Genomic DNA, 21,263 nt, shown 5'->3' with positions numbered 1-21,263 from the left:
GTAAAAGGCACGGTATTGCCCTCCATTGCGCGCGCCGCGCGGGCATGTTATACTGATACCATCAACTGCAAAGGACGTTTTCCATGTCAGATACCATCCCCATGCATATCATCGCGCGCATCCGCAGCGATTTTCCCACCAAATTCGGCATTCCCCGCCAGAGCGGACTGGCCGACACCCCTGCCCGCATCGTCTTCGAGCCGCCCTACCGCAGCGCCGACGCGCTGCGCGGCATCGAGGCGTTCAGCCACCTCTGGCTGATCTGGCAGTTTTCCGAGGCCGTGCGCGCGGACTGGTCGCCCACCGTGCGGCCGCCCAAGCTGGGCGGCAACCGGCGTGTCGGCGTGTTTGCCACGCGCTCACCCTTTCGGCCGAACGCGATCGGGCTGTCGTCCGTCCGCCTTGACCGCGCCGCGCTGCAAACGCCCGACGGCCCGGTGCTCCACATCTCGGGCGCTGACCTGATGGACGGCACGCCCATTCTGGACATCAAGCCCTACCTCGCCTACACCGACGCGCACCCGGAGGCCGCGGGCGGCTTCGCCCTGCAAAGCCGGAAGGGTGTGCTGCGGGTGTGCTGCCCCGCCCCGCTGCTTGCCCGGCTGCCCGCCGACCGGCAGGAGGCGCTGCGCGCTGTTCTCGCCCACGATCCCCGCCCCGGTTATCAGCACCTGCCCGGCCGCGTGTACGGCTTCCCCTTCGCGGGCTTTGAGGTGCGCTTCACCGTCGACAGCGACACGCTGACCGTTGTCGCCATTGAGCCAATAGACTAACGCGGCCATGCGAAAAAACGTCCCCAAGCAGCCTGCTTGGGGACGTTTTCCATTTTTACATTGCCGCTTAAAAGTGGGTCGGCGTGATCGCCTCGTAGTCCTCGATCGTACCGCCCTTCATGAAGCAGTCGATAATCTGCTTGCCGACCGGGTCAAGCTCGGGCGTATCGAACTTTTTCAGCTCCTTGGCAAAGAAGTCGACCAAAATCTTGGCGCCGGCATCGTAGCCCGCCTCGCCCATGCGATCCTGTAGCTCCGGGCGCAGGTACTTGGAGCGGATCTTCTGTCCATCGACCTTCATTTCCTTGAGCGCGTAGCCGAGCAGCGGGCAGCGCGCAGGCTCAAGGCCCTCGCGCTTGACGCGGCCGTTGCGGCGCGCCAGATACTCGCGGGTGATCCACTCCGCCGCAAAGCCGACCTTGTAAACACCGATGTGCTGGTTGGGGATGAGCACATAGCGGGTGTTCGGGCAGCTCAAAATCTGCTTGAGCAGCAGATTGGCCTGCTTGACGCGCAGACCGGTGGCAAAGGGCCAGTACGAGCCGACGCCCTCGCTCTTCAGCTCGCCGCCGCCAACGATGGACGGGTTCTTAAAGCCGCGCGGCGCGACCAAGCGCCACAGCCATGCCAGCGCGGGCGGGATGACGTGCATCATGCCCATGATGCCGTAGTTCGGGTTTTCCGCCGTCGACGGGGGCATACGCACACCGAAGGTGCGCACGTCTACCTCGACCGGCTCGGTGACGATACGCGGCACCTTGTCGCGCGGCACGATGGCGCGCGGATTGGGGCAGGGTTGTCCGTTGGAATCGAGCGTATGCTCCCAGATCAGACAGGTCGCGCCGCGGTGCGCCTCCATATTGAAGAAGCAGAGCGGCTCGTCCGGCTCGGTGCAGATGCGCTCGTAGACCGGGTCGCAGCCATAGTGGGTCACACCGTCCATGCGGAGGAACCAACCGGCCTCGCCGTCCACCAGCACCAGCTTGCCGCTGCCGTTTTGCAGCGCGGGATAGCAGGTGGCCATATCGTCGCACACCGGCTCGATGCGGCAGGTGGTGCCCATGTTGAGCACGGTCTCCTCACCGGTGACGGTGTTGGTCGAGAGCAGCACGCTGTCGTCCTCCAGCCGGGCGATATCCTGCAGCATTTCGCTCTTGCCGCCGCCCGAGGCGCCCTCGTGCATGATGACCAGCTCGTTCTCATACGGCGTTACGATGCGGCCGCAGGAGGCGTGCGCGGTCACCCAGCCCTCCCGCTCGCCGATGTCGAGCAGGATGGAGTATACGCCCTTCTTGGCCGAGGGGCCGGGATACAGGTTATACGAAAATACCTCGTGGCAGTGCTCCATGCGGTTGTGCACGCAGACCTGCCTGCCTTCAAAGTGGGAATGCCGGAACGGCGGCGCAACATAGACGAACGCGCGCGGCCGGAAGCCCTCGCACTCCGAAGCCGAGATAAAGCCCTGCAAATGCGCCAGCGCAAACGCAAAGAACGCGGCGTTCTTCGGGCAGACCAGCATGGACGGGTAGCCGTATTCATTGCCGCCCGAATTGAAGGGCATGAAGATCAGCTCCTGCGTTTTGAACCACTCCATGGTCTCCTTACGCAGCTTGTCAAAGGGATAGCCGTACACATCCTGAAAGCGCGGCTTGTCGGTCGGTCCGTCGTCGGCGATGCGCATACAGTCAGGGTCGCGGCGGCGCATATAGTCCTCCACATAGTTGATGGCCGCGCCGTTCTTGCAGCGCGTCACATCGCACTCCTTGACCGGCCCTCTGCCGGGCACATCGTATACAACGTTAAAGCGGCGGTCACCACCAAAGCACATCTCATAAAGCTCGGCCTTGGTCGTGGGCACCCAGACCGCCCGGCAGTTGGAGATCACATCGAGCAGCTCCGGGTCAAAGGTAAATTTGTCCAGCAATGAGTTCATCTATATCATCCTCCCTTCGCACCGCGTATACGCCTGTCGGCGCGGGGCGGCGCGTCATACACAGGCCCGCCATTTCTCTCTTTCACAGCAAGACCCATTGTAATTCATTCTTAGCATACAACAAAACCGGCTCTGCCGTCAATCGGTTTTTCGCGCTTTGCCGGCCGATATCCCAACTTCCCGCAGAATGCACAAAAGCGACGCCGCTTTTTCGTGTGTTTCCGTCTGGCGGACAAGTGTACACCGCACAGGCGGTGCTCACCGCTGATACCGCTCCCACACGCGGGTGACCGACCGGCAGACGCCGCCGCGCGCAACCTCAAACACCGCGCCGGACAGCGCGCAATCACCGGGGGCGGTCTTGAAATAATCGGTCAGGTCGCCCCGAAACATGGCGATAGACTGCTCCGGGCACACGCCGAGCACCGAGACGATCGGCCCGGTCATACCGATATCAGTGATATAACCCGAGCCTTTGGGGTTTATGCGCTCATCCGCCGTCTGCACATGGGTATGCGTGCCCCAAATGCAGGCGACGCGGCCGTCGAGATAATAGCCCATGGCCATTTTCTCGCTCGTGGCATTGGCGTGGAAATCGCACAGCGCGATATCGTATTGCCCTGCGTGCTCACGCAGCACCCGGTCGGCGCAGAGAAAGGGGTTGTCCGGCCCAAAGGGCATGTCGCACCGGCCGATCAGGTTGAACACGAGGATGCGCAGCCCCTGCGCGCCCTCATACACGGCTGCGCCGCGCCCCGGCGTCTGCGGCGCGTAGTTGGCCGGGCGCAGGATGAACGGATTGTCGTCCAGATAGGGGACGATCTGCCGCTTGTTGAACGTGTGGTTGCCCAGCGTGATGACGTCCGCGCCCGCGGCCAGCATACTGTCCGCCTGCCCCGGCATCAGCCCGACGCGCGCGGCGTTCTCGCCGTTTACCACGACGAAATCCACGCCGTGGGCGCGCTTTACCTTGCGCAGCAGCGCATCGAGCGTATCCAGCCCGGCCTCGCCGACCACGTCTCCGACTGCCAATATCTTCATATCATACCCTCCTTCCGAAAGAGGGGCTGCCCGCGGCAGCCCCTCAGCTTTCAGTCGAACAAGGTCGACACCGATACTTCCTCATAGATGCGTGCGATCGCCTCGGTCAGCACCGGCGCGACCGACAGCACCTTGATCTTGTCGATCTTCTTTTCATGCGGCAGCGCGATGGTGTCCAGAATGGCCAGCTCGCGGATCGGGCTGTTCTGGATGCGCTCGATCGCAGGGCCGGAGAGCACGCCGTGCGTCGCGCAGGCGTAGACCTCGGTCGCGCCGCCCTTTTCGACCAGCGCGTCGGCCGCGTGCACCAGCGTGCCGGCGGTGTCGATCAGGTCATCGACCAGAATGCATTTTTTACCCTGCACGTTGCCGATGATGTTCATCACCTCGGACACATTGGCCTTGGGACGGCGCTTGTCGATGATGGCAAGCGGCATATCGAGCTTTTCGGTGAACTTGCGCGCACGGGTGACCGAGCCAAGGTCGGGCGAGACGATGACGGTATCCTCCGTGCCGACGCCGAACTTGCCCGCGATATACGGTATCAGCACCGAAGAGCCGAGCATATTGTCCACCGGGATATCAAAGAAGCCCTGTATCTGGGCGGCGTGCAGATCCATGGTCAGCACGCGGTCCGCGCCCGCGGCGGTAATCAGGTTAGCCACCAGCTTTGCCGAGATCGGGTCGCGCGCCTTGCTCTTGCGGTCCTGCCGCGCATAGCCGAAATACGGGATGACCGCCGTGATGCGTCCGGCCGAGGCACGCTTGCAGGAGTCGATCATGATGAGCAGCTCCATCAGGTTGTTATTGACCGGGTCGCAGGTCGACTGGACCAGAAACACGTCCGAGCCGCGCACCGACTCCGAGATGGAGACCGATATCTCACCGTCTGCAAAGCTTGAGATCGCAGCCTTGCCGAGCGACAGGCCGAGCGCCGACGCGATCTGCATGGCGAGCGCCGGGTGAGAATTACCGGACAGGATCTTAATGTTTTTACCGTGAGAAATCATGCGATTTGCCCCTCCGTACTTTTATTATGTGTCCTTTTTGCGTTTTCTCTCCTAAAGCATCGCCGCACGATCGCACCTTCGGCACTCTGCGTGACCTTCACGCCCCGCTCTCGCCGCGTTTTCCCGCGATATATCCAGTATTACCGCCAAACCGCGTCTTATCAGCGCGAAATTTTTCCCGCAAACCGCTCTTTGCCGTGTGCCGCGGCGCTGCCTTATCCTCTCAAAAAACGATATCGGTCACCCGTTGTCCTGACCGTGCGCCCTGCGGCGCTTGTCGTTCCAGCCCTCAAGTGTGCTCTGCCGCGCACGCGCCACGGCCAGCGCCCCGTCCGGCACATTCCGGGTGACGGTCGTACCGGCCGCAGTAAAGACGCGGTCGCCCAGCGTGACCGGCGCGACAAGGTTGGTGTTGCAGCCGATAAAGCAATCGTCCCCAATGACGGTCTGGCTCTTGGTATAGCCGTCGTAGTTGACCACGACCGTGCCGCAGCCGAAGTTGACCCGCTCGCCGACGGTCGCGTCTCCGATATAGGTCAGGTGGGATACCTTGGTGCCGTTGCCGATGGTCGACTTCTTCAGCTCGACGAAATCACCGACGCGGCAGCCGTCACCCACCACGCACTGCGGGCGGATATAGGCAAAGGGGCCGACCGTGGCATTGTCCCCCACGGTGGATTCGTATACCTGCGAGTGGTTGACCGTCGTTCCCGCGCCGATCACGGCTTTGTCCAAAATGCTGTGCGGGCCGATGACGGCTCCCGCGCCGACCTTGCAGCCGGGGCGGATGTGGCAGCCCGGCAGGATGACCGCGCCGGGGGCGATATCCGCGTCGGGCGCGATATAGGTGCCCGCAGGGTCAAAGAGCTGCACGCCCTTTTCGATCAGCGTAAAATTGACGCGCTGCACCAGCAGCAGCTGCGCCAGATAGGCCGAAGCGCCGTCGCGGATCTCGACGATCTCATCAGTGACAGACACGCCCTTTTGCGCGCCCGCCTCGACCGCCGCCCCGACCAGCCGGTCGAGCGTGTCCGCCCCGCTTTGGAGCGCCCTTTGCAGCGCGTCATAGGTAAAGATGGCGGCAAGGCAGCGCTCGTCACGCGGGATAGGCTGTCCGTCCTCGTCAAAGCCCTGCCGCCCGGCGGTCAGCACGCTGACGCCAAAGCCGGTGACTGTGTGCGTCTCGGTCAAGTGCGTGAGCGCGTCCGGCTCGGTCAGCGCCAGCGGCGCGGCAATGACCAGCACCTGCGCGCATTCCGGCAGCGCCCGCAGCGCGGCAAAGCGTCCCTCCTCCGCCAGCGCGATGCTCTCCGCGCCGGCCGGCGCATCTTCACGCCCGTCATGCACAAAAAAGCAGGCATCCACCGCGGCGGGCAGCAGCCCCTTGACCGCGTCTCCCGCTGTGCCGAACAGCACCGGGCGCGCGTAAGCGGAAACACCGTTTTGGTCAAACAGGCCGCCGATCAGGGCGGCAGTAATATTGCTCATTGCAGCAGTCCTTCCCATCCGTTCGCGGGGACAAGGCGCCCCCTGTTTTTCGGTTATAGATTCATTATACAACACCGTGCGCCAAATTGCATCAGCATTTTTGATAAATTTCGCGCGTTTCGCGCGGTGCTTTCGCCCTTGCATGACAAAAGAGCCGCCCGCTGGGGCGGACAGCCCTTCTCCCATCCCGCCGGGAACAGACGGCGCGCTATTGCCCCGCCCGCGCCAGCTCCTTGGCCTGCTTGCCGCTCAGATGCTCGATCTCCATCTCCAGCATACACAGCGGCGCCCAGTCCCGCTCGATCACGTCGCTTCGGTTTTGCGCGCTGTCATCCGGCGAAAACCGTATGGCGAGCGCCTCGATCGCCGCGCGCTTTTGCTGCGCATCCTCGATCACGCGCACCCGGCCAAAGGCGATCACGCTGCGGAAATAGGAGGTATACTCCTCCGGCACGATCTGATCCTGGTCGATCACGCAGAACGAAGCCTTGTCGCTGCGCGCGAGCGCATCCAGCTTATGGCCGCTCTTGGCGCAGTGAAAATACAGCCTGCCGCCGCTGTATACATAATTGAGCGGCACAGCATAGGGATAGCCTTCATCCCCCGACACGGCCAGCACACCGGACGTGCCGCGCGCCAAAATCTCCTCGCACGCCTCAGCCGGCAGCGCCTGCCGGCTTCTTCTCAGCTGACGAAACATCAGCCTCCTCCTCTCCTGCCGACGCCCACGGCGGGGCGGTCAATCGGCTTGCGGCATCTGCCGCAATATCTCGATCGGCCCGCAGCCCGCGCACTTCGCGCAGTCGTGCATACAGGCCATCGGGTCGTCCGGGTCATCCTCGCGCCCGATCGCCAGCAGCGCCGGGTCGCCCTGCTGCTCACCCACAAGGAACTTGGCAACGGCCTCCTCGGCCGCGCCCGTGCAGCCAGGCACGAGCAGCACGCCGATCAGCTCGAGCGCGTTGCGCACGGCAAGACCCAGCCCGCCGCAGATGAGCACGTCGATCTGCTCCATACTGACCGTTTTGACCATATCGGTCACGGCCGTGCCCGCCACCGGGGCGATGCGCTTGGCGGTCGGCGCGCCGCCCTCGGCCGTCACAATCAGAAAGCTGCGGCACGCACCCAGATTTTCCGCTATTTGCCCATTGTCATAGGCCACGCCGATGTTCATCGCAGCTCCTCAACCGCCGCCAGCGCGCCTGAGAGCGGCGCGGGCAGCTTAACGTCCTCGATCTTGCCCGCGTCCACCGCCGCGGCCAGCGCGGGGTCGATCGGCAGCTTTGCCAGCACGGGCAGCTCGTACTGCGCGGCGACCTCGTCCGCCTTGCTCTGCCCAAAAAGCGCGACCTGCTTGCCGCAGTCCGGGCATTCAAAGTAGCTGTAATTTTCCACGATGCCGACGACCGGCACATCCATCATCTTGGCCATCTTGACCGCCTTACCGACGATCATCGAGACCAGATCCTGCGGCGAGGTGACAACCAGAATGCCGTCCACCGGCAGGGACTGGAACACCGTCAGCGGCACGTCGCCCGTGCCGGGCGGCATGTCGATGAACAGGTAGTCCACATCGTCCCATACCACGTCCGCCCAGAACTGCTTGACAGTCTCCGCGATGATCGGCCCGCGGTAAATGACCGGGTCGTCCGGATTTTTGAGCACCAGATTGATCGAGATCATCTGCACACCGCCCTCGCTGCGCGCGGGCAGGATGCCCTCCTCGCAGCCCTCCAGCTGGTCATGCACGCCGAAGGCCTTAGGGATGGACGGGCCGGTGATATCGGCGTCCAGAATGCCGCAGGTGTAGCCCTTGCGGGTCAGACCGACGGCCATCATCGAGGTCAGCAGGCTTTTGCCCACGCCGCCCTTGCCGGATACGACGCCGATGACCTTCTTTATTTTTGCAGCGGGATTGGCAGCCACCTTCAGGCTCTTTTCGCTGCCGCAGCCGGCTGAGCACGAACTGCAATTATGCGAGCAACCCATATTAAAACAACTCCTTGCTATCTATAAGAAATATCCAAACACAAGGCGGCCGTGCCTGCCGCCCCCATCGGAGCGGCCAGCGCCGCCTTGGATTTCAGTATAGCGCATCTGCACGGCTTTCGCAAGAGCAATCGGCGGCGCATAGGCTGATTTACGGAGGTATCAATCATGACACTGAACAATTCTCAATTTTTTGCATCCATCATCACCAACCGCCGGCCCGACGCAGCCGCCGTGGTGCGCGGCGAGCGCGCCGAGGGAACGGTGTCCTTTTACCAAACGCAGCAGGGCGTGCTGATCACCGCGGCCATGCGCGGCCTGCCCGTTACACGCATGGCCTGCGCGCAGCCGATCTTCGCCCTACACATCCACGAGGGGCGCAGCTGCACAGGCAACGCCGCCGACCGCTTCGCCGGTGCGGGCGCGCACTACAACCCCGGCGGCTGCCAGCATCCATACCACGCGGGCGACCTGCCGCCGCTGTTCGCCACGCGGGCGGGCACGGCGTGGATGGCCGTGCTGACCGACCGCTTCCGCGTGCGCGACGTGCTCGGGCGCACGGTCATCCTGCACGAAAAGCTGGATGACTTCACCACCCAGCCGTCCGGCAACGCCAACGGCAAGATGGCCTGCGGGGTCATCACGCCGTCCGAGCAGTAAGCCGCCCGGTAAGGCCAATGCAAAGAGCCGTTGCCTCGTGGGGGAAACGAGACAACGGCTCTTTGCCGGTTACTACATAAAATTAGAAAGAAAGGGGTAAAAAAGAGAAATAAAAGATCGGTAGGCCGTCAGCCCGGGTTTGCGGCTTCCCTTGCTGACGTATTCCAGTATACCGCCCGGCCGCGGGCAATGTGTGAATAGACTTTTAACATGCTGTGAAGGTTTTGTTTCCCGCCGCCCCGCTTCTCCTACGCACACGACAAAGTAAAAAAACGCCCGTCTCTGTGGGGGAAACAGAGACGGACGCCCTTCCCCTCCTGCGGAGGGCAAAAAGGAGTTGAAAAAGAAAGAAAGGGGGAAAAAAGGTGTATCCAAACTGTGCTTTTAGAGGAGAGCGGTTCCTCCTTGGCGTTATCAGTATAGCGCATCGCAGCGCACAATATATGAACAACTTTTGAATAACTTATGAATCTTTTTTGACGAACTTCTTTGCCGTATGGGAAAAGACCCGCATTCCATGGGGGAAGGAAAGCAGGTCTTTTCCGTCGGTTCACAAGTAAAAAGGGTAAAAGAGAAATAAGAGATCGGTAGGCTGCCGGCGTGGGCTTGCGGCTTCCCTTGCCGACGCATTCAGTATACCGCGTGTCCGGCCGCGATGTGTGAACGATCTTTGAACAGCTTGTGAAAGAATTGTTTAGGCTGCGCCCCAAAGCCAGGTGTTCGCTTTACATCCCTTTTTTCTTCAGGCGGATATCCTCACCGACGAACTGCATCGCCTGAAACTCACCCCGCAAGCGCGAGGCAACGGCGGGCGAATACTTATCGGCCAGCGCTTCGGGCAGCAGGTTGGTGTTGACGATCATCGGGCGCTTTGCCATCAGGCGGATGTTGATGAGATTATACAGCGCAGACACCGTGAACGCCGTGCCCATCTCGGTGCCCATATCGTCGATGATGAGCAGGTCGGCGCGCTCGTAGCGCGCGATGCGTTCGGCCGCGGCCTCGCCGTCCCCGCTGCCGAACTTGATCGTCTCATACGAGGCGACGATGTTGATCGCCGTATCATATGCGACCGAAAAGCCGCGCCCCGACACCGTTTCCGCGATGCAGGCGGACAGAAAGGTCTTGCCCAGTCCGGTCGAGCCGTAAAACAGCAGATTGGGCGCGTCCGCCCCAAACCGCTTGGCGTATTCCTTGCACTCGAACAAATGGTCGGCCATCAGCTCGCGCGGCGAGTCCCCCAAGCGGGCGTCCCGCCGGTCAGGATAATAGTCCAGCCGGAATGCGTCGAAATTCTGGTCGCGCACCGGCAGCATGGCCGAAAGCTGCTCCTTGAGCAGCTTTGCATAGCGCGCCTTGACACAGCTGCACACCGCGCCGCCGTCGTAGCCGGTGTCCCCGCATTTCGCGCACAGCGGCCGGTCGGTCAGGTAGTCCTCCGGCAGGCCGAGTTGCCCGAGCAGCGCCGCGCGCTCGGCTTGCAGAGCCAGGTTTTGGTCGCGCAGCCGCTCGATCGCGGCGGTCGGGTCACCGCCCGACTCCATCGCCGCCTTGAGCACGGCGGCAGCGGTCGACGAAAGGCTGCGGTCGATCGCGCGGATGCGCGGTGCGCGCGCATACACATCGCGGCGGCGCGCCTCGAGCTGCTCGGCGTGGGCGGCGCGGTCGCGCTCGAGCGCGCGGCGGGCAGCGGCGAGCACCTTTTTATCATAGGCCATTGGCTTCGGCCTCCAATCTTCTGCGTCTTATCTCTTTGCGGTGGTTTTCCTGCCACTGCTGCTCCCACGCGGCGAGTGTGGCGGCGTCGGTCGGCTGCGCGGCCGTCTGTCCAACGGCCTTGGATACCCCCGCGCGGCTTTCCGGCTCAAGCGCGGTGATCTCACTCTCCGTATGTATACCCGCCTCGTCCCACCGGCGGAGAATGCCCAGCGTGTAATCAAGGCTTTTGTGCCCCTGCTGCCGCTCGGTGCGCCGCACGGCGAGCGCCACGGCCTCGGGCGGGAAGCCATGCGCCAGCGCAAAGCTGCACACGCGCTGCTCCTTGGGCGCGGGCTGTGCCGGGTCAGCCGCAAGCGCCTTGTAGATCGCCTCGCTCAGCGGCTTTTCGTTGGCGCGGCGCGTCAGGTATGCCTGCGCGTCCTGCGCGGACAGGATGCCCATATCCGCCCAACGGTTGGTCTCGCGCCGGATATCGGCCAGACGCACCGCGCCCTTTTCCTTTTTCAAAAAGGCCAGCAGCTCGATGATCGCACCCGCATCCAGCCCCAGATGGTCATAGGCGGTCAGCAGGCAGCGCAGCTGCCCTTCGGTCAGCGTGCGTCCCAGCGTCTCCTCGGCCGCTTGGCAGACCGCGGCAAAACAGTGGTCGTCCGTCCGCGCGCGGCGCAGCTCGTCTACCGTGTACTGCGGCGGCTGCGCGGGCTTGTCCGCCGCCGGGGGCGGCGCGGCGGGCGCGGTCAGGCCGTTTATCGTGAACAGCGCGCGTTCCATGCGCGCGGCCGAAAGCTGCAACGCGCGCGCGGCTTCGCGCTCATCCCGCACGCCGCCGTGGCGCAGGATATACAGATACAGCAACGCCGCGTCCCCGTCACCGACTGCGATCAGCTTGTCCAGCATATCGCAGTACGCGACGCGCAGCTCGCCCTCGGGCAGTCGGTTGAGAAGTGGCATGGCGTTACCGTCCTTTCTGCGTCGATGTCCGTTTATTATAGCATAACGAAAGCGAAAAAAAAAGAAGTCTCTCACCTGAAACAAAAACCATTGCAAACAAAGGGGCATTGTCTGCCAAAATACGGCAATCTTCTCTTGTATTCCCTGCGCGCCTGCTTTATAGTATAGATATCGCATTCACCGGCTGGCGCCGCCGGGCTGCCCTGCCGAAAAAAATCAGGAGGGAACGATACCGATGGAAAGAACCTATATCATGCTCAAGCCGGACGCCTTGCAGCGCGGCTTGGCCGGCGAGATCATCACCCGCATTGAGCGCAAGGGCTACCGCATCACGCAGATGAAAACGCTGCGGCTGGACGAACCGATCCTGCGTGAGCATTATGCGCATATCGTCGATATGCCCTTCTTCCCCGCGACCGTTGAATACATGACGAGCGGCCCAGTGGTCGCCATGGTCGTCGAGGGGGAGAATGTCATCGCGGGTATGCGCACGCTGATGGGCCCGACCAAGAACGAAAATGCCCTGCCCGGCACCATCCGCGGCGACCTCGCCTGCTCGACCACGTTCAACATCATCCACGGCTCGGACTCGCCCGAGAACGCGGAGATCGAGATACGGCGGTTTTTCGGCGCGGTGTGACCGCCTCCTTCGTGACGAAGCAATGGGTAAAAGGGCAAAATGTTAGTCTATTTTTTGTCAGTAGTTTGTGGGTTTAGTGTGGATTTTGATACTTTAAAAGAAATATCACCCAAACTATTTCATGAATAATTGACAAATATATAGACTTATTTTACTATGCAGTAAAGATACGCTATTACTGGCTTATCTTTGATGTACTCACCCATACTATATTCACCCACATCAAGAGAAGGAGTTGATCATCAATGAAGTTCAGAAAACGTGCTCTTTGTTCCATCCTTCTGGGTGCATTCATGGCTTGTAGTGCATTAGCCTTAACGGCAAATGTTACGGGAAAATGGATTACCGGCAGCACCACTGCTGCGCATCAAGCAGGTGTTACAGCCGACACTGCCCGGGACATGGGTAATCCTGCCGATGCAGGCAGGTATGTTGATAGGTACGAATTCCCCAGCAGCCGTATGAGCGATAAACAGAAAAAAGCGTCCGATGAATTAGCTAAAACGCTGGCTATTCGTGACGAAGCAATCATTGCATCCTTCGGCCTCGACTTAACCGATTTCCGCCGTATTCCTATCACCCAACTCGAGATGGTCGAACAATGCGAAACCGTCGTGCAGGATATTGTTATGGAGATCATCCCCATTTATGGGATACACGCAGGCGACTCTCGTGCGGTTGGTTTGCTGCGCGCAGATAATGCATTGCTGTACATCGCCAAGCGAGATGCTGCAGGGGTGAATCATCTGTATGCCTATGCACCTGATGATAATGACCGCTGGCACCTAATCGATGAGACCACGACACAGGCCGATGCTGCCGATATTGCTGCGGTCAAGCAGGCCAATGAAGCCTACCAAGCTGCTCTGGCAGAGGGATTCTAACTATCCGCAAACCACAACAAGAGCGTCAGGCACTCGCCTGACGCTCTTTTCTGCGCTTCTCTTACTTGACCGGCTTGCGCGCCTTTGTGTCCGCCGCGTTGACTGCCGCGGTCAAACAGACCGGTAGAGCCTGCTAGGCCGCGCCGCTGCCCAAGGACTGCTGACCGAAAAACACCGCGGCGCGCTTTGTCCTCTTACGCATGGCCGCTATCCCCCTTACCGTTGTCATTCCGTCTCCTGATGGCTCACAATGGGTCAACACCGCCCTGCAAGATGCAAACCCAGCGTCAGTATGTTATGGCCGTCCTCATACTTATAGTCTACGCTGTCCATCATCTTGCGCACCATGAAGATGCCCAGCCCGCCGATCTCCCGCCCCTCAGCGCAGGCGGTGACGTCCGGCTCCTTGGCCTCCAGCGGGTTGTAGGGTGTGCCGTCATCCCGGATGGTCAGCGTCAGCACGCCCTTTTCCTCAGCGCACCGCACATGGGCGCGCTTCGCGCCGCTGTAACGCACGATGTTGGAGTAAATCTCATCCATGGCGACCATAAGCCGGTTGACTGTCCTCAAGGGGAGTTCCAGCCTTTCCAGCTCCCCTTCCAGAAAGCCCAACACCCGGGCGGCAGACGCCTTCGTGGGTTCCACCGTCAGCACGGCTCCACTTTCCGGCGGTTCGGGCCGGACGCACGGCATGGTGGTTTCGCCATGCCGGTCGGACTCGCCCACAAAAGCGTCCGCATCCGCCTTGACTTTTTTGCAGAGTTCTCCCACAGTCAGCCGCCTCTTTTCATTCAGTCTCGCCAGCAGTCGCCCGGCTGGCCTCTGGGTCAGCGGGCTTCCATCCACATTCTCGTGAACAGTTATGGCCATCGTTCCTCTCACTGCATGACATTTTGAAGGTGTATGTACCCAGCATATCGGATAATTGCCTATCCGTCAATCGCAAGCTAAAAAGAACCGCCTATCCCCGGCCGCAAACGCCGTGGCGGTCTTATTCCTGCGCCATCAAGGCCACAATTTGCTCCACATCAGCGAGCAGCTGGCCGCGTACAATCTGCTGCACCTTCTCCACCAGCATCGGTGACGCTGCCCAGCTATATCGCAGGAACACGCAGAAGGTGAGCAGCATGAGCACCTTAGCCTTGGCAAGGAACTGCTCCCGCTGTTCCGGGGTTTTATCTTCCATGTATTTGTCCAGATACCGGGGGAAGAAGCGGTCCAGCATCTCCACCGGCATGCCCAGCATCTTTTCCCTGAGCTCCTTGCTCGTCATATACTGTCCCACAAAGAAGGAAGCGATGTCGTAAAGGGGATTGCCGCAGGAAATATCCGCCATATCAATGAGGATCAAGTCCTCACCGCCCTGAACCATTACATTGTTGGGATGGAAATCGCCGTGGATGACGGTATCCTTTTCCGGGATCGCGTCGTTAATGCGGTGGAGCTGCCGGATCTCCTCTTCCTCCAGATAGGGCTTTAGCGCGTCGATATACTGGCCGAACAGCTCGCGGGTGCTCTTAAGTGTGCCGGCCGGCACATGGGTGGTGTGGAGCGTCTTGAGCAGTTCGGCAAACCGGTCGGCGGTCTGCTCCAGCTTCTCCGGGTGCTTGCAGACGTAGCCCGCGACCGTGCGGGTGTCCACCAGCTCAAACACCAGCCCGTAATGACCCTCGCATTTTACAATGTCATAGGGGATGGCCGTGGGAACACCCATGACAAAGGCCTTGCGGGCGTAGCTCTGCTCCTCCTTGGCCTCCTCCAGACCACCGTCATGGAGAAAGAGCTTGACGATGGTATCCTCGTCCAGCCGCACCACCTTGCCCCGCGAGCCCTGCCCCAGCACCTCGCAGCCCTCCACGCTGACAGTGCGCATGGCACGAGAGACCTCCAGCAAATCTACAAAGCCGGTGATGTCCAGCACCTCATAGACCTCGCTGGAAACGTTGACCATCTTCAGCGCCCCCTCCATCTTGCGCAGCTTCAGTATCACCCGCAGACCGGAGGATGAGATATAGTTCAGCTTCTCCGCATCCAGCACCACCTCTCCCTCGGGGTACTCGCGGCGCAGAGCCATGACCCGCTCCTCCGCCTCGGGAGCGGTGACGGAATCAATATTGCCCTCTAAGGCGATGGTCAAAATATTGTTTGCAAAAGTGCCGTTGATGTTCATATTGCCGTTCCTTTCTAATTGAATGATGATAATATCGTCAGGCCTCCGTATACAGCTGCCTGAGTGTGGTCAAGTCGTCATCCGTCAGGCCAAGCTTGGTCTGCAGGTAGGCCACAGCACTTCCGTAATGCTCCTTCATATATGTCAGGGCATTGGTAATGTACCTCTCGCTGACTCCCCGCGTCCCCACCAGCATATCCTCCAGCAGCTTCTCGTCCTTGACCACAGGCTCCAGCCTGCTCCGTACGTCGGCCAGCTCCCCGGCAAAAAAGTCATTGGTCAGCATATAGTCCCGGATGATGGTCTTTTCGTCCACGTTCAGCGCGCTGAGCAGGAGCATCGCTCCTATGCCGGTGCGGTCCTTGCCGCTCGTGCAGTGCCACAGCACCGCGCCGCCCTCCCGGTTGTTCAGCAGAATGCGGAAAAATTCCCGGTAGCCGCTTTGGCCCTGCTCACTGTCCAAACACTCTGCATACATCCGGTCTGAGACCACCCCGGCCTCTATACAGGCCTTCAGCCGGGTAAGCTGATCCGTCTTGGGATCGGTCAGCACATCCCGAACCGGCGCGGCACGCCGCACCATCTGCTGCTCATCCATGATCTGCAGCCAATGCCTTTCCGCAGAGGGCAGCTCCGGTTCGAGGCTGGCGGCAACCTCCATGCTGCTTCTCATATCAATGACGTGCGCCACACGGTAAGTCTCTGCCAGCCGCTTCAGCTCCTCCGGCGCGGCGTTCCCCAACTGCGCGGTGCGCAGCAGCAAGCCGCGCTTGACCGCTGTACCGTCCCGGGTGCGATAGCCCCCCAGCTCTCTGGCGTTCTGAACACCTGTTATTTCTATCCTCTGGCTCTCTACTGTAACTGTATTGGTCTGTGCCACCATGATCGCCCCCTGTCATGCGCCGGGCAGCGGGGTGTGAGCCGCAAGCTTTACGGCTACAAAGCACTTATCCCGCGGATGATCCGGCGCGTCACCGAAGAAATCATAGAACGTGAAGTTGTAAATAAACCGCTCCGCGCCATAGACGCCGTAGCCGTCCTGATTGTGGTCGGTGGTGTCAAAGGGATCGGCCACGATGATAACATCGTCTCCCTCGTACTCCGTTCCCATGGTGTCATATCCAATGATGACCTGCCAGTGACCGCCCCAGTCATTCCAGCCCACAATAATGGGAATGCCCGCCTGAACACGCTCCCGGATGAAAGCCATGTTGACCGCATCCAGATCGTCCGCGTGGTCGTATGTCGTCTCCAGCTCAAAGCCGCCCACCGTCTCAAGCATATCAATGATCTGATCCATGCAGGTGCCGATATGCTGAGCAGCATGATCCTCGCGCAGCGCCGCCAGCGTTTCCTCGTTCCAATCGCCGCGGGCGTCGAAGTAGTTCAGCACCATTTCCACCGCGCTGACGCCGCAGGACCACCAACTGGTCTGCTGGATGGTCTGGAAATGCGGCAGAATGTACCGCGTGTCCGTCGACTGCGCGTTATAAAAGTCCATATCATAAAAATAAGGAGAATCCTCATGGTCCCCCTGCCGCTCCACAGCGCTGGCTCCGTAGTCGTCAAAGTTTGTACGGTAGTCCATTTTCATTTCATCAGAGTAGTTTCCCATTGGGGTGGAGACCGGAAATGCATATTTCCCGATGATAACGCCCGTGGCCAGCGCGGCGAGTGTCAGAACACCTGCGATAACTGCGCTCCTTGTATGTTTTGTTTTTTCCTGCTTGTTGTCCACTGTATTACCTCCCAAAAAGTTGTTCACCGGCTGTCCATCTGCTCTCCGTCAGCGCTTTCTGCTGCGGCGGTATGTTTGCCAGCCCCAGAGCGAGCGTATTCATTCTTGACCAGATTCTGTTTCAGCTCCTGGCTGCTAGCCGAGACTGCACTTGCAAGCGCCGCAGCGTGTGCATGCTCGTTTTTTCCTTTGCTGTGCATAACCACCCTCTCTTTTGTGCTTAAATGACAGCGGTAACCCACAGCCGCCTTCTTTTCCGGTTGTCTGCAAATACCCCTCCATCTGTCACCTCCATGATTCAGGATATGTATAAAAAAATTATAAAACACAGGCCGTCACAAATCTGTTACAAACCATCCATTTTTCCATAAAATAAAAAAATTTTTTTAATGTTAACTTTATACTCTGCTTAACACAACAGTGACACAGCGCCGGAAATCCGGCTCCACTTGATGCAAGGCCGCGTTTCTTGACAGACAAAAACGGGGCTTCTCCTTTGAGAAGTCCCGCTTTTGCAGCAAAATACGGGCAGCCCTATCGACAGGACTGCCCGTTTGTCATCATTCCGGCTCGTGCTCGCCGAGCAGGGTCAGCACGTCAATGGCCGTTCCATCCTGCTCCGCCTCGACATGGAGGTGCGTGCCGAGCGCAGCCTCGATCGGGATGCTGTCCGCGCACACGCCGATGGCCTCACCCGCGCTGACGGCTTGCCCGGCGGCGACGCGCACATCGGTCAGACCGCGGCAGGTGGTAGTCAGCGCGCCGTCATGCGCGATGGTAACGCAGGCGCCGTACAGGCCGTCCTCAAAAACGTCGGCCACCGTGCCGCTGCTCAGCGCAAGCACCGGCTCGCCCGGCTCGGCGGCAAAATCCGTTCCGGTGTGCACGCGCCAGTCGCCCAACGTGGGCTGGAACAGCAGCTCATCCCCGGAAAACGGCGTGATGACCGCGCCCGAGACCGGCCGCACATAGACCGGAGCGGAAACCGTTTCAGCAGGCGCGGGCGCGGCGGGCGCCTCTGCCGGCTGTGTCTCCTCGGCCGGGGCGGAGACCGGCTCGACGCCGGTCGGCTCATCAGCTTCGACCGGCTGGTCTGCGGACAGGTCGGGCAGTGCTTCGGCTGGGGTGATGACCGGCGTGGTTGGCGCCGGCTCGCTCTGCGCGGGCGTGCGCATACTCGACCACAGCACCCACGCGGATACCGCGATGATGAGGGCACACACGGTCAGGATGGTGTAAAAGCCGCGCGTCGACAGGACGGCGGTGTGCTTTCCATTATATTGTTTCATATCCCTTTACCTCCGTTTGGTCAAAGTATCGCCACGGAGGAAAGGATTTATACATGGCTGAGCACGGTATCTTGGTAGTAATGGCTCAAAATTTTATCATAGGCCGCGCCCTGCTCAGCCATGTATTTCGCGCCGTATTGGGACAGACCAACGCCGTGTCCATAGCCAATGGTATGAAAGGAGATGCGGTCGTCGTCGGTGGTGATTGTGAAGTTGGCCGAGTGCAGGCCGAACAGCTCGCGCACAGCCGTGCCCTCTACCGTCACCCCGCCGAGCTGCACGGTCAGCACGCTGCCCGCGTCCGAGCGCACCGAGGCTTTGAACCAGCCCTGCGGCGGCCCGGAAACATCGGCGGCGGGCAGCGCCGCGGCCAGCTTTTCGCGGAAGGCATCGGCAGTGAGCGTCACCGTACCCTCGTATTCGCTGCACGCCGAGCCGCCCGGGCTGACCACGCTTTGCAGATAGGGCACATCCTCGTCCCAAACATCGCGCGCGGCCTCGGTGCGTGGGCCGCTCGCGCAGTGGAACACGGCGGCGATGGGCGCGCCCTCATAGGTCAGGATCTGCCCCGCGGTATCCTGTACAGCCTGCCGGACGCGGGACAGGTCGCCGCCTGCCGCGGCGGCGGCAGCGGCATCACGGTAGGCTGCGCAATGGCGGTAATCATCACACAGGTCAGCCTCTGGATGGGCGGCAGGCCGGCCGCGCCCGAGCTTGTATACCGCGTAGGTGCGCGCCGCGACGGCCTGCGCGCGGATGGCCTCGACCGGAAACGAAGCGGCAATCTCGGCCGCAACCACACCTTCTACATAGGTCTCAAGCGGCAGCACGGTCGGTTTTCCGTCCAGCTCGACCGTGACGGTCGATGGGCCGCTCTGCGCCGAAGTGGTCTGCCCGCTCTCCTCCGGCGCAGCCTGCGGCACGGGAAAGAGCACGGGCGTGTCCGCCATATCGGCGCGCGACCAAACCGCGGGCAGCAGATAGAGCGCAAAAACCAGTCCCATTCCGATGAAAAACAACCTGCGCATAGCCTGACCCTCCTTGCCTATGCAGTATATGCAGGGCGCATATCCGGCAAGAACGACCAGATATAGTTTTCTCTTGACAAAGCCTGCAAGATGTTGTATTATAGGAAATATCAGGTATAGAACAAATGTTCGCTGCGACTGGAGAATGGATAACTCCGTTCGGGCGGGCATGGGTCTGACAATGGCAAGGAGGGACGGCATGACACTATATGAAATGTCCAGAGAATACCGGGCGAACACCGCGCTGCTCGAGCTGCGGCTCCGGCAGCTCCAGGCGGCGCAGCGGCGCGCGCGGCAGCCGGAGGTCAAATTCCGTCTGAAAAGGCGGATCGGCTGTCTGCGTATGTTGATCAACGAGAGCCGTAAAACAGCCTTTGCACTGGAGCATTATCACGAAAGGAGTGGACAGAGCGATGAAAACGCAGCCGCTGTCTGAAAAGCAGGCCGACCGTATGGCCTATGAGGGCTATCTTGCTTCCCTCGCCGGGGATACCAGCGCCTTTCGAGAGGCTTTCCGCACTTCGTTTTTCCGCGCGATGAACGAGCAGCTGACTGCGCGGCAGTACGAGATCCTGTGGCTGAGCGAGGTCGAGGGGCTGTCCGGCAAGGAGATCGCCTATAAGCTCGGCATCAGCCAGAGTGCGGTCTCACGCCACCGCAGCCGGGGCAAAAACCGCCTGCGCGTGCTGCTGGCCTACAATCTCGATCTGCGGCACGAGAAGTTCAGCTGACAGGCGGGCATACACACGGTGCGCCTTTTCTCAAAACAGCGAAAGCTGCTCGTATCCGCGCTGATAGCGGCGGGTGATATCGCGCATTTGATAAAAAACACCGGTCTCGTCGCAGGCGTCGGTAAAGGTGCTCCACAGGGCGCGGGCGTGCGGCACGCTGCATTCGTACCGCGTGCCGTAGCGCGCAATGTAGCGCTGCTTCAGGCCGGGAAAGGCGCGGTCGAGCGCCTGATAGAAGTAGGCGCGCTGGCGGTCGCGCATGGTCAGGCCTAGGGCGGGGTAAATGCACACCGTGCCGGTCTCCCGCACACGGTGGACAAGGGTGCGGACGCTGTCCGCGTCATCTGTGAGCCACGGCAGCACAGGCATGAGCAGCACGCAGGTGTGCAGCCCGGCATCGTGCAGGCGGGCGAGCGCATCCAGCCGCGCACTGGGCGGCGGTGCGTGCGGCTCAAGCGCGCGGGCAAGCGCGTCGTCCGTGGTCGTGATGGTCAGCTTGCACAGCACGGGCGCGCCGGCGCTCACCTCACGCAGCACGTCGATATCGCGGCAGATGAGGTCGCTCTTGGTGGCGATGGCCGCGCCGAAGCCGTAGGCCGCAAGCAGTTCGAGCGCGTGGCGCGTCAGCGCGGTCGAGCGCTCGAAAGAATTGTACGGGTCGCTCATCGCGCCGGTAGACACCACGCCGGTGCGCACCTTGCGACGTAAATCGTCCCGCACAATGCGCAGCGCGTCCTGCTTGGCGCGCACGGTATCAAAATCATCGTCGCAGTAGCAGGCCGAACGGCTGTCGCAATAGATGCAGCCGTGGCAGCAGCCGCGGTAAAGGTTCATATTATACCGCGCGCCAAACCAGCCCGCGCTGTTTTTCACAGGGGTGACGATGGTTTTCGCTGGGATGGTCTGCATGGCGCATCCTCCTTTGTCCGGTGAGACAAAAAACGGGCGGCACGCCCGAATAAAAAAAGAACGCGGCATCAGGCAATGCTATTGCACCGCCCCACCGCGTATCTTTAACGAATATCAGCTCGGCGCCGGGAGTCCCTCGCCGAATGAACAAATTATAGCACTTTGCTTTTCCACCGGACAAGATAAAAAGTTTACAAAATAAAATTCATAATTTATTCATAATTGGTCAATTCGACAAAACCGCACATTCGTGCGCCCGCATCGCCGCCGCCATGCAGCCAAAACACGGCCAAGGGGTGCGATGCAGACC

General features: G+C 60.8%; 22 protein-coding genes. 6 read left to right on the top strand and 16 right to left on the bottom strand.

The window, feature by feature from the left end; genetic code table 11:
* Positions 1–83: 83 nt before the first annotated feature.
* Entirely contained in the window at positions 84–773 is a 690-nt protein-coding gene (tsaA, locus tag MR935_RS02745; protein ID WP_290570820.1) for a tRNA (N6-threonylcarbamoyladenosine(37)-N6)-methyltransferase TrmO, read from the top strand.
* 67 nt (positions 774–840) lie between these two features.
* Here tsaA and MR935_RS02740 read toward each other — a convergent pair whose 3' ends face one another.
* The 7 genes from MR935_RS02740 to MR935_RS02710 all read right to left on the bottom strand — a co-directional run bounded on the left by MR935_RS02740 (position 841) and on the right by MR935_RS02710 (position 8,234).
* On the bottom strand, positions 841–2,706 hold the full coding sequence (locus MR935_RS02740; protein ID WP_290570818.1) for a DUF4914 family protein: 1,866 nt from the start codon (positions 2,704–2,706) through the stop codon (positions 841–843).
* A 258-nt stretch (positions 2,707–2,964) separates the two neighbouring features.
* Positions 2,965–3,747, bottom strand: coding sequence for a TIGR00282 family metallophosphoesterase (locus MR935_RS02735; RefSeq protein ID WP_290570816.1), 783 nt, complete (start codon positions 3,745–3,747; stop codon positions 2,965–2,967).
* Positions 3,748–3,797: 50 nt separating this feature from the next.
* The gene (locus MR935_RS02730; protein ID WP_290570814.1) at positions 3,798–4,757 is read right to left on the bottom strand and encodes a ribose-phosphate pyrophosphokinase; all 960 of its coding nucleotides are present in this window, start codon (positions 4,755–4,757) and stop codon (positions 3,798–3,800) included.
* A gap of 240 nt (positions 4,758–4,997) precedes the next feature.
* Positions 4,998–6,245 (bottom strand): DapH/DapD/GlmU-related protein, encoded by a 1,248-nt coding sequence (locus tag MR935_RS02725; protein WP_290570812.1) that lies wholly within the window; start codon positions 6,243–6,245, stop codon positions 4,998–5,000.
* A 208-nt stretch (positions 6,246–6,453) separates the two neighbouring features.
* Complete coding sequence (locus MR935_RS02720) at positions 6,454–6,945, bottom strand: pyridoxamine 5'-phosphate oxidase family protein (RefSeq protein WP_290570810.1); 492 nt, start codon at positions 6,943–6,945, stop codon at positions 6,454–6,456.
* A gap of 39 nt (positions 6,946–6,984) precedes the next feature.
* Positions 6,985–7,419, bottom strand: a complete 435-nt coding sequence (locus MR935_RS02715) for a NifB/NifX family molybdenum-iron cluster-binding protein (RefSeq protein WP_290570808.1) — start codon at positions 7,417–7,419, stop codon at positions 6,985–6,987.
* Positions 7,416–8,234, bottom strand: coding sequence for an Mrp/NBP35 family ATP-binding protein (locus MR935_RS02710; RefSeq protein ID WP_290570806.1), 819 nt, complete (start codon positions 8,232–8,234; stop codon positions 7,416–7,418). Before MR935_RS02710 ends, MR935_RS02715 begins: the two co-directional genes overlap by 4 nt.
* 168 nt (positions 8,235–8,402) lie before the next feature.
* Between MR935_RS02710 and MR935_RS02705 the strand changes: the two genes are divergently transcribed.
* A complete protein-coding gene (locus MR935_RS02705; protein ID WP_290570804.1) occupies positions 8,403–8,894 on the top strand; it encodes a superoxide dismutase family protein in 492 nt (163 codons plus the stop codon).
* 725 nt (positions 8,895–9,619) lie between these two features.
* On the opposite strand, the gene MR935_RS02700 is transcribed toward MR935_RS02705, so the two are convergent.
* Both MR935_RS02700 and MR935_RS02695 read right to left on the bottom strand, forming a co-directional pair.
* Complete coding sequence (locus MR935_RS02700) at positions 9,620–10,612, bottom strand: ATP-binding protein (RefSeq protein ID WP_290570802.1); 993 nt, start codon at positions 10,610–10,612, stop codon at positions 9,620–9,622.
* Positions 10,602–11,564, bottom strand: coding sequence for a DnaD domain-containing protein (locus MR935_RS02695; RefSeq protein WP_290570801.1), 963 nt, complete (start codon positions 11,562–11,564; stop codon positions 10,602–10,604). The genes MR935_RS02700 and MR935_RS02695 overlap by 11 nt, the downstream gene beginning before the upstream one ends.
* A 235-nt stretch (positions 11,565–11,799) precedes the next feature.
* On the opposite strand from MR935_RS02695, the gene ndk reads away from it, so the two are divergent.
* Both ndk and MR935_RS02685 read left to right on the top strand, forming a co-directional pair.
* Positions 11,800–12,204, top strand: coding sequence for a nucleoside-diphosphate kinase (gene ndk / locus MR935_RS02690; protein ID WP_290570799.1), 405 nt, complete (start codon positions 11,800–11,802; stop codon positions 12,202–12,204).
* 245 nt (positions 12,205–12,449) lie between these two features.
* Complete coding sequence (locus tag MR935_RS02685; protein ID WP_290570798.1) at positions 12,450–13,088, top strand: hypothetical protein; 639 nt, start codon at positions 12,450–12,452, stop codon at positions 13,086–13,088.
* Positions 13,089–13,343: 255 nt separating this feature from the next.
* Here the strand turns inward: MR935_RS02685 and MR935_RS02680 are convergent, their stop codons facing one another.
* The 6 genes from MR935_RS02680 to spoIID form a co-directional block, all read right to left on the bottom strand.
* Complete coding sequence (locus MR935_RS02680) at positions 13,344–13,859, bottom strand: ATP-binding protein (protein ID WP_290570796.1); 516 nt, start codon at positions 13,857–13,859, stop codon at positions 13,344–13,346.
* Positions 13,860–14,079: 220 nt separating this feature from the next.
* Positions 14,080–15,258 (bottom strand): anti-sigma factor antagonist, encoded by a 1,179-nt coding sequence (locus MR935_RS02675; RefSeq protein ID WP_290570794.1) that lies wholly within the window; start codon positions 15,256–15,258, stop codon positions 14,080–14,082.
* Positions 15,259–15,295: 37 nt separating this feature from the next.
* A complete protein-coding gene (locus MR935_RS02670) occupies positions 15,296–16,138 on the bottom strand; it encodes a tyrosine-protein phosphatase (RefSeq protein ID WP_290570792.1) in 843 nt (280 codons plus the stop codon).
* A 15-nt stretch (positions 16,139–16,153) separates the two neighbouring features.
* Positions 16,154–16,996, bottom strand: a complete 843-nt coding sequence (locus tag MR935_RS02665) for a papain-like cysteine protease family protein (protein WP_290570790.1) — start codon at positions 16,994–16,996, stop codon at positions 16,154–16,156.
* A gap of 560 nt (positions 16,997–17,556) precedes the next feature.
* Complete coding sequence (locus MR935_RS02660) at positions 17,557–18,285, bottom strand: M23 family metallopeptidase (protein WP_290570789.1); 729 nt, start codon at positions 18,283–18,285, stop codon at positions 17,557–17,559.
* Positions 18,286–18,332: 47 nt separating this feature from the next.
* A complete protein-coding gene (spoIID, locus tag MR935_RS02655; protein ID WP_290570788.1) occupies positions 18,333–19,313 on the bottom strand; it encodes a stage II sporulation protein D in 981 nt (326 codons plus the stop codon).
* A gap of 199 nt (positions 19,314–19,512) precedes the next feature.
* On the opposite strand from spoIID, the gene MR935_RS02650 reads away from it, so the two are divergent.
* The gene (locus MR935_RS02650) at positions 19,513–19,749 is read left to right on the top strand and encodes a hypothetical protein (protein ID WP_290570787.1); all 237 of its coding nucleotides are present in this window, start codon (positions 19,513–19,515) and stop codon (positions 19,747–19,749) included.
* On the top strand, positions 19,727–20,044 hold the full coding sequence (locus MR935_RS02645; protein WP_290570785.1) for an RNA polymerase sigma factor: 318 nt from the start codon (positions 19,727–19,729) through the stop codon (positions 20,042–20,044). Before MR935_RS02650 ends, MR935_RS02645 begins: the two co-directional genes overlap by 23 nt.
* A 30-nt stretch (positions 20,045–20,074) precedes the next feature.
* Here the strand turns inward: MR935_RS02645 and MR935_RS02640 are convergent, their stop codons facing one another.
* On the bottom strand, positions 20,075–20,953 hold the full coding sequence (locus tag MR935_RS02640) for an SPL family radical SAM protein (protein WP_290570784.1): 879 nt from the start codon (positions 20,951–20,953) through the stop codon (positions 20,075–20,077).
* Positions 20,954–21,263 lie beyond the last annotated feature (310 nt).

The sequence above is a fragment of the Agathobaculum sp. genome (assembly GCF_022775115.1).
In the GTDB taxonomy this organism is placed as follows: domain Bacteria; phylum Bacillota; class Clostridia; order Oscillospirales; family Butyricicoccaceae; genus Agathobaculum.
The sequence above is the reverse complement of the archived record's forward strand: the minus strand, read 5'-3'. Positions and strand labels throughout refer to the sequence as shown.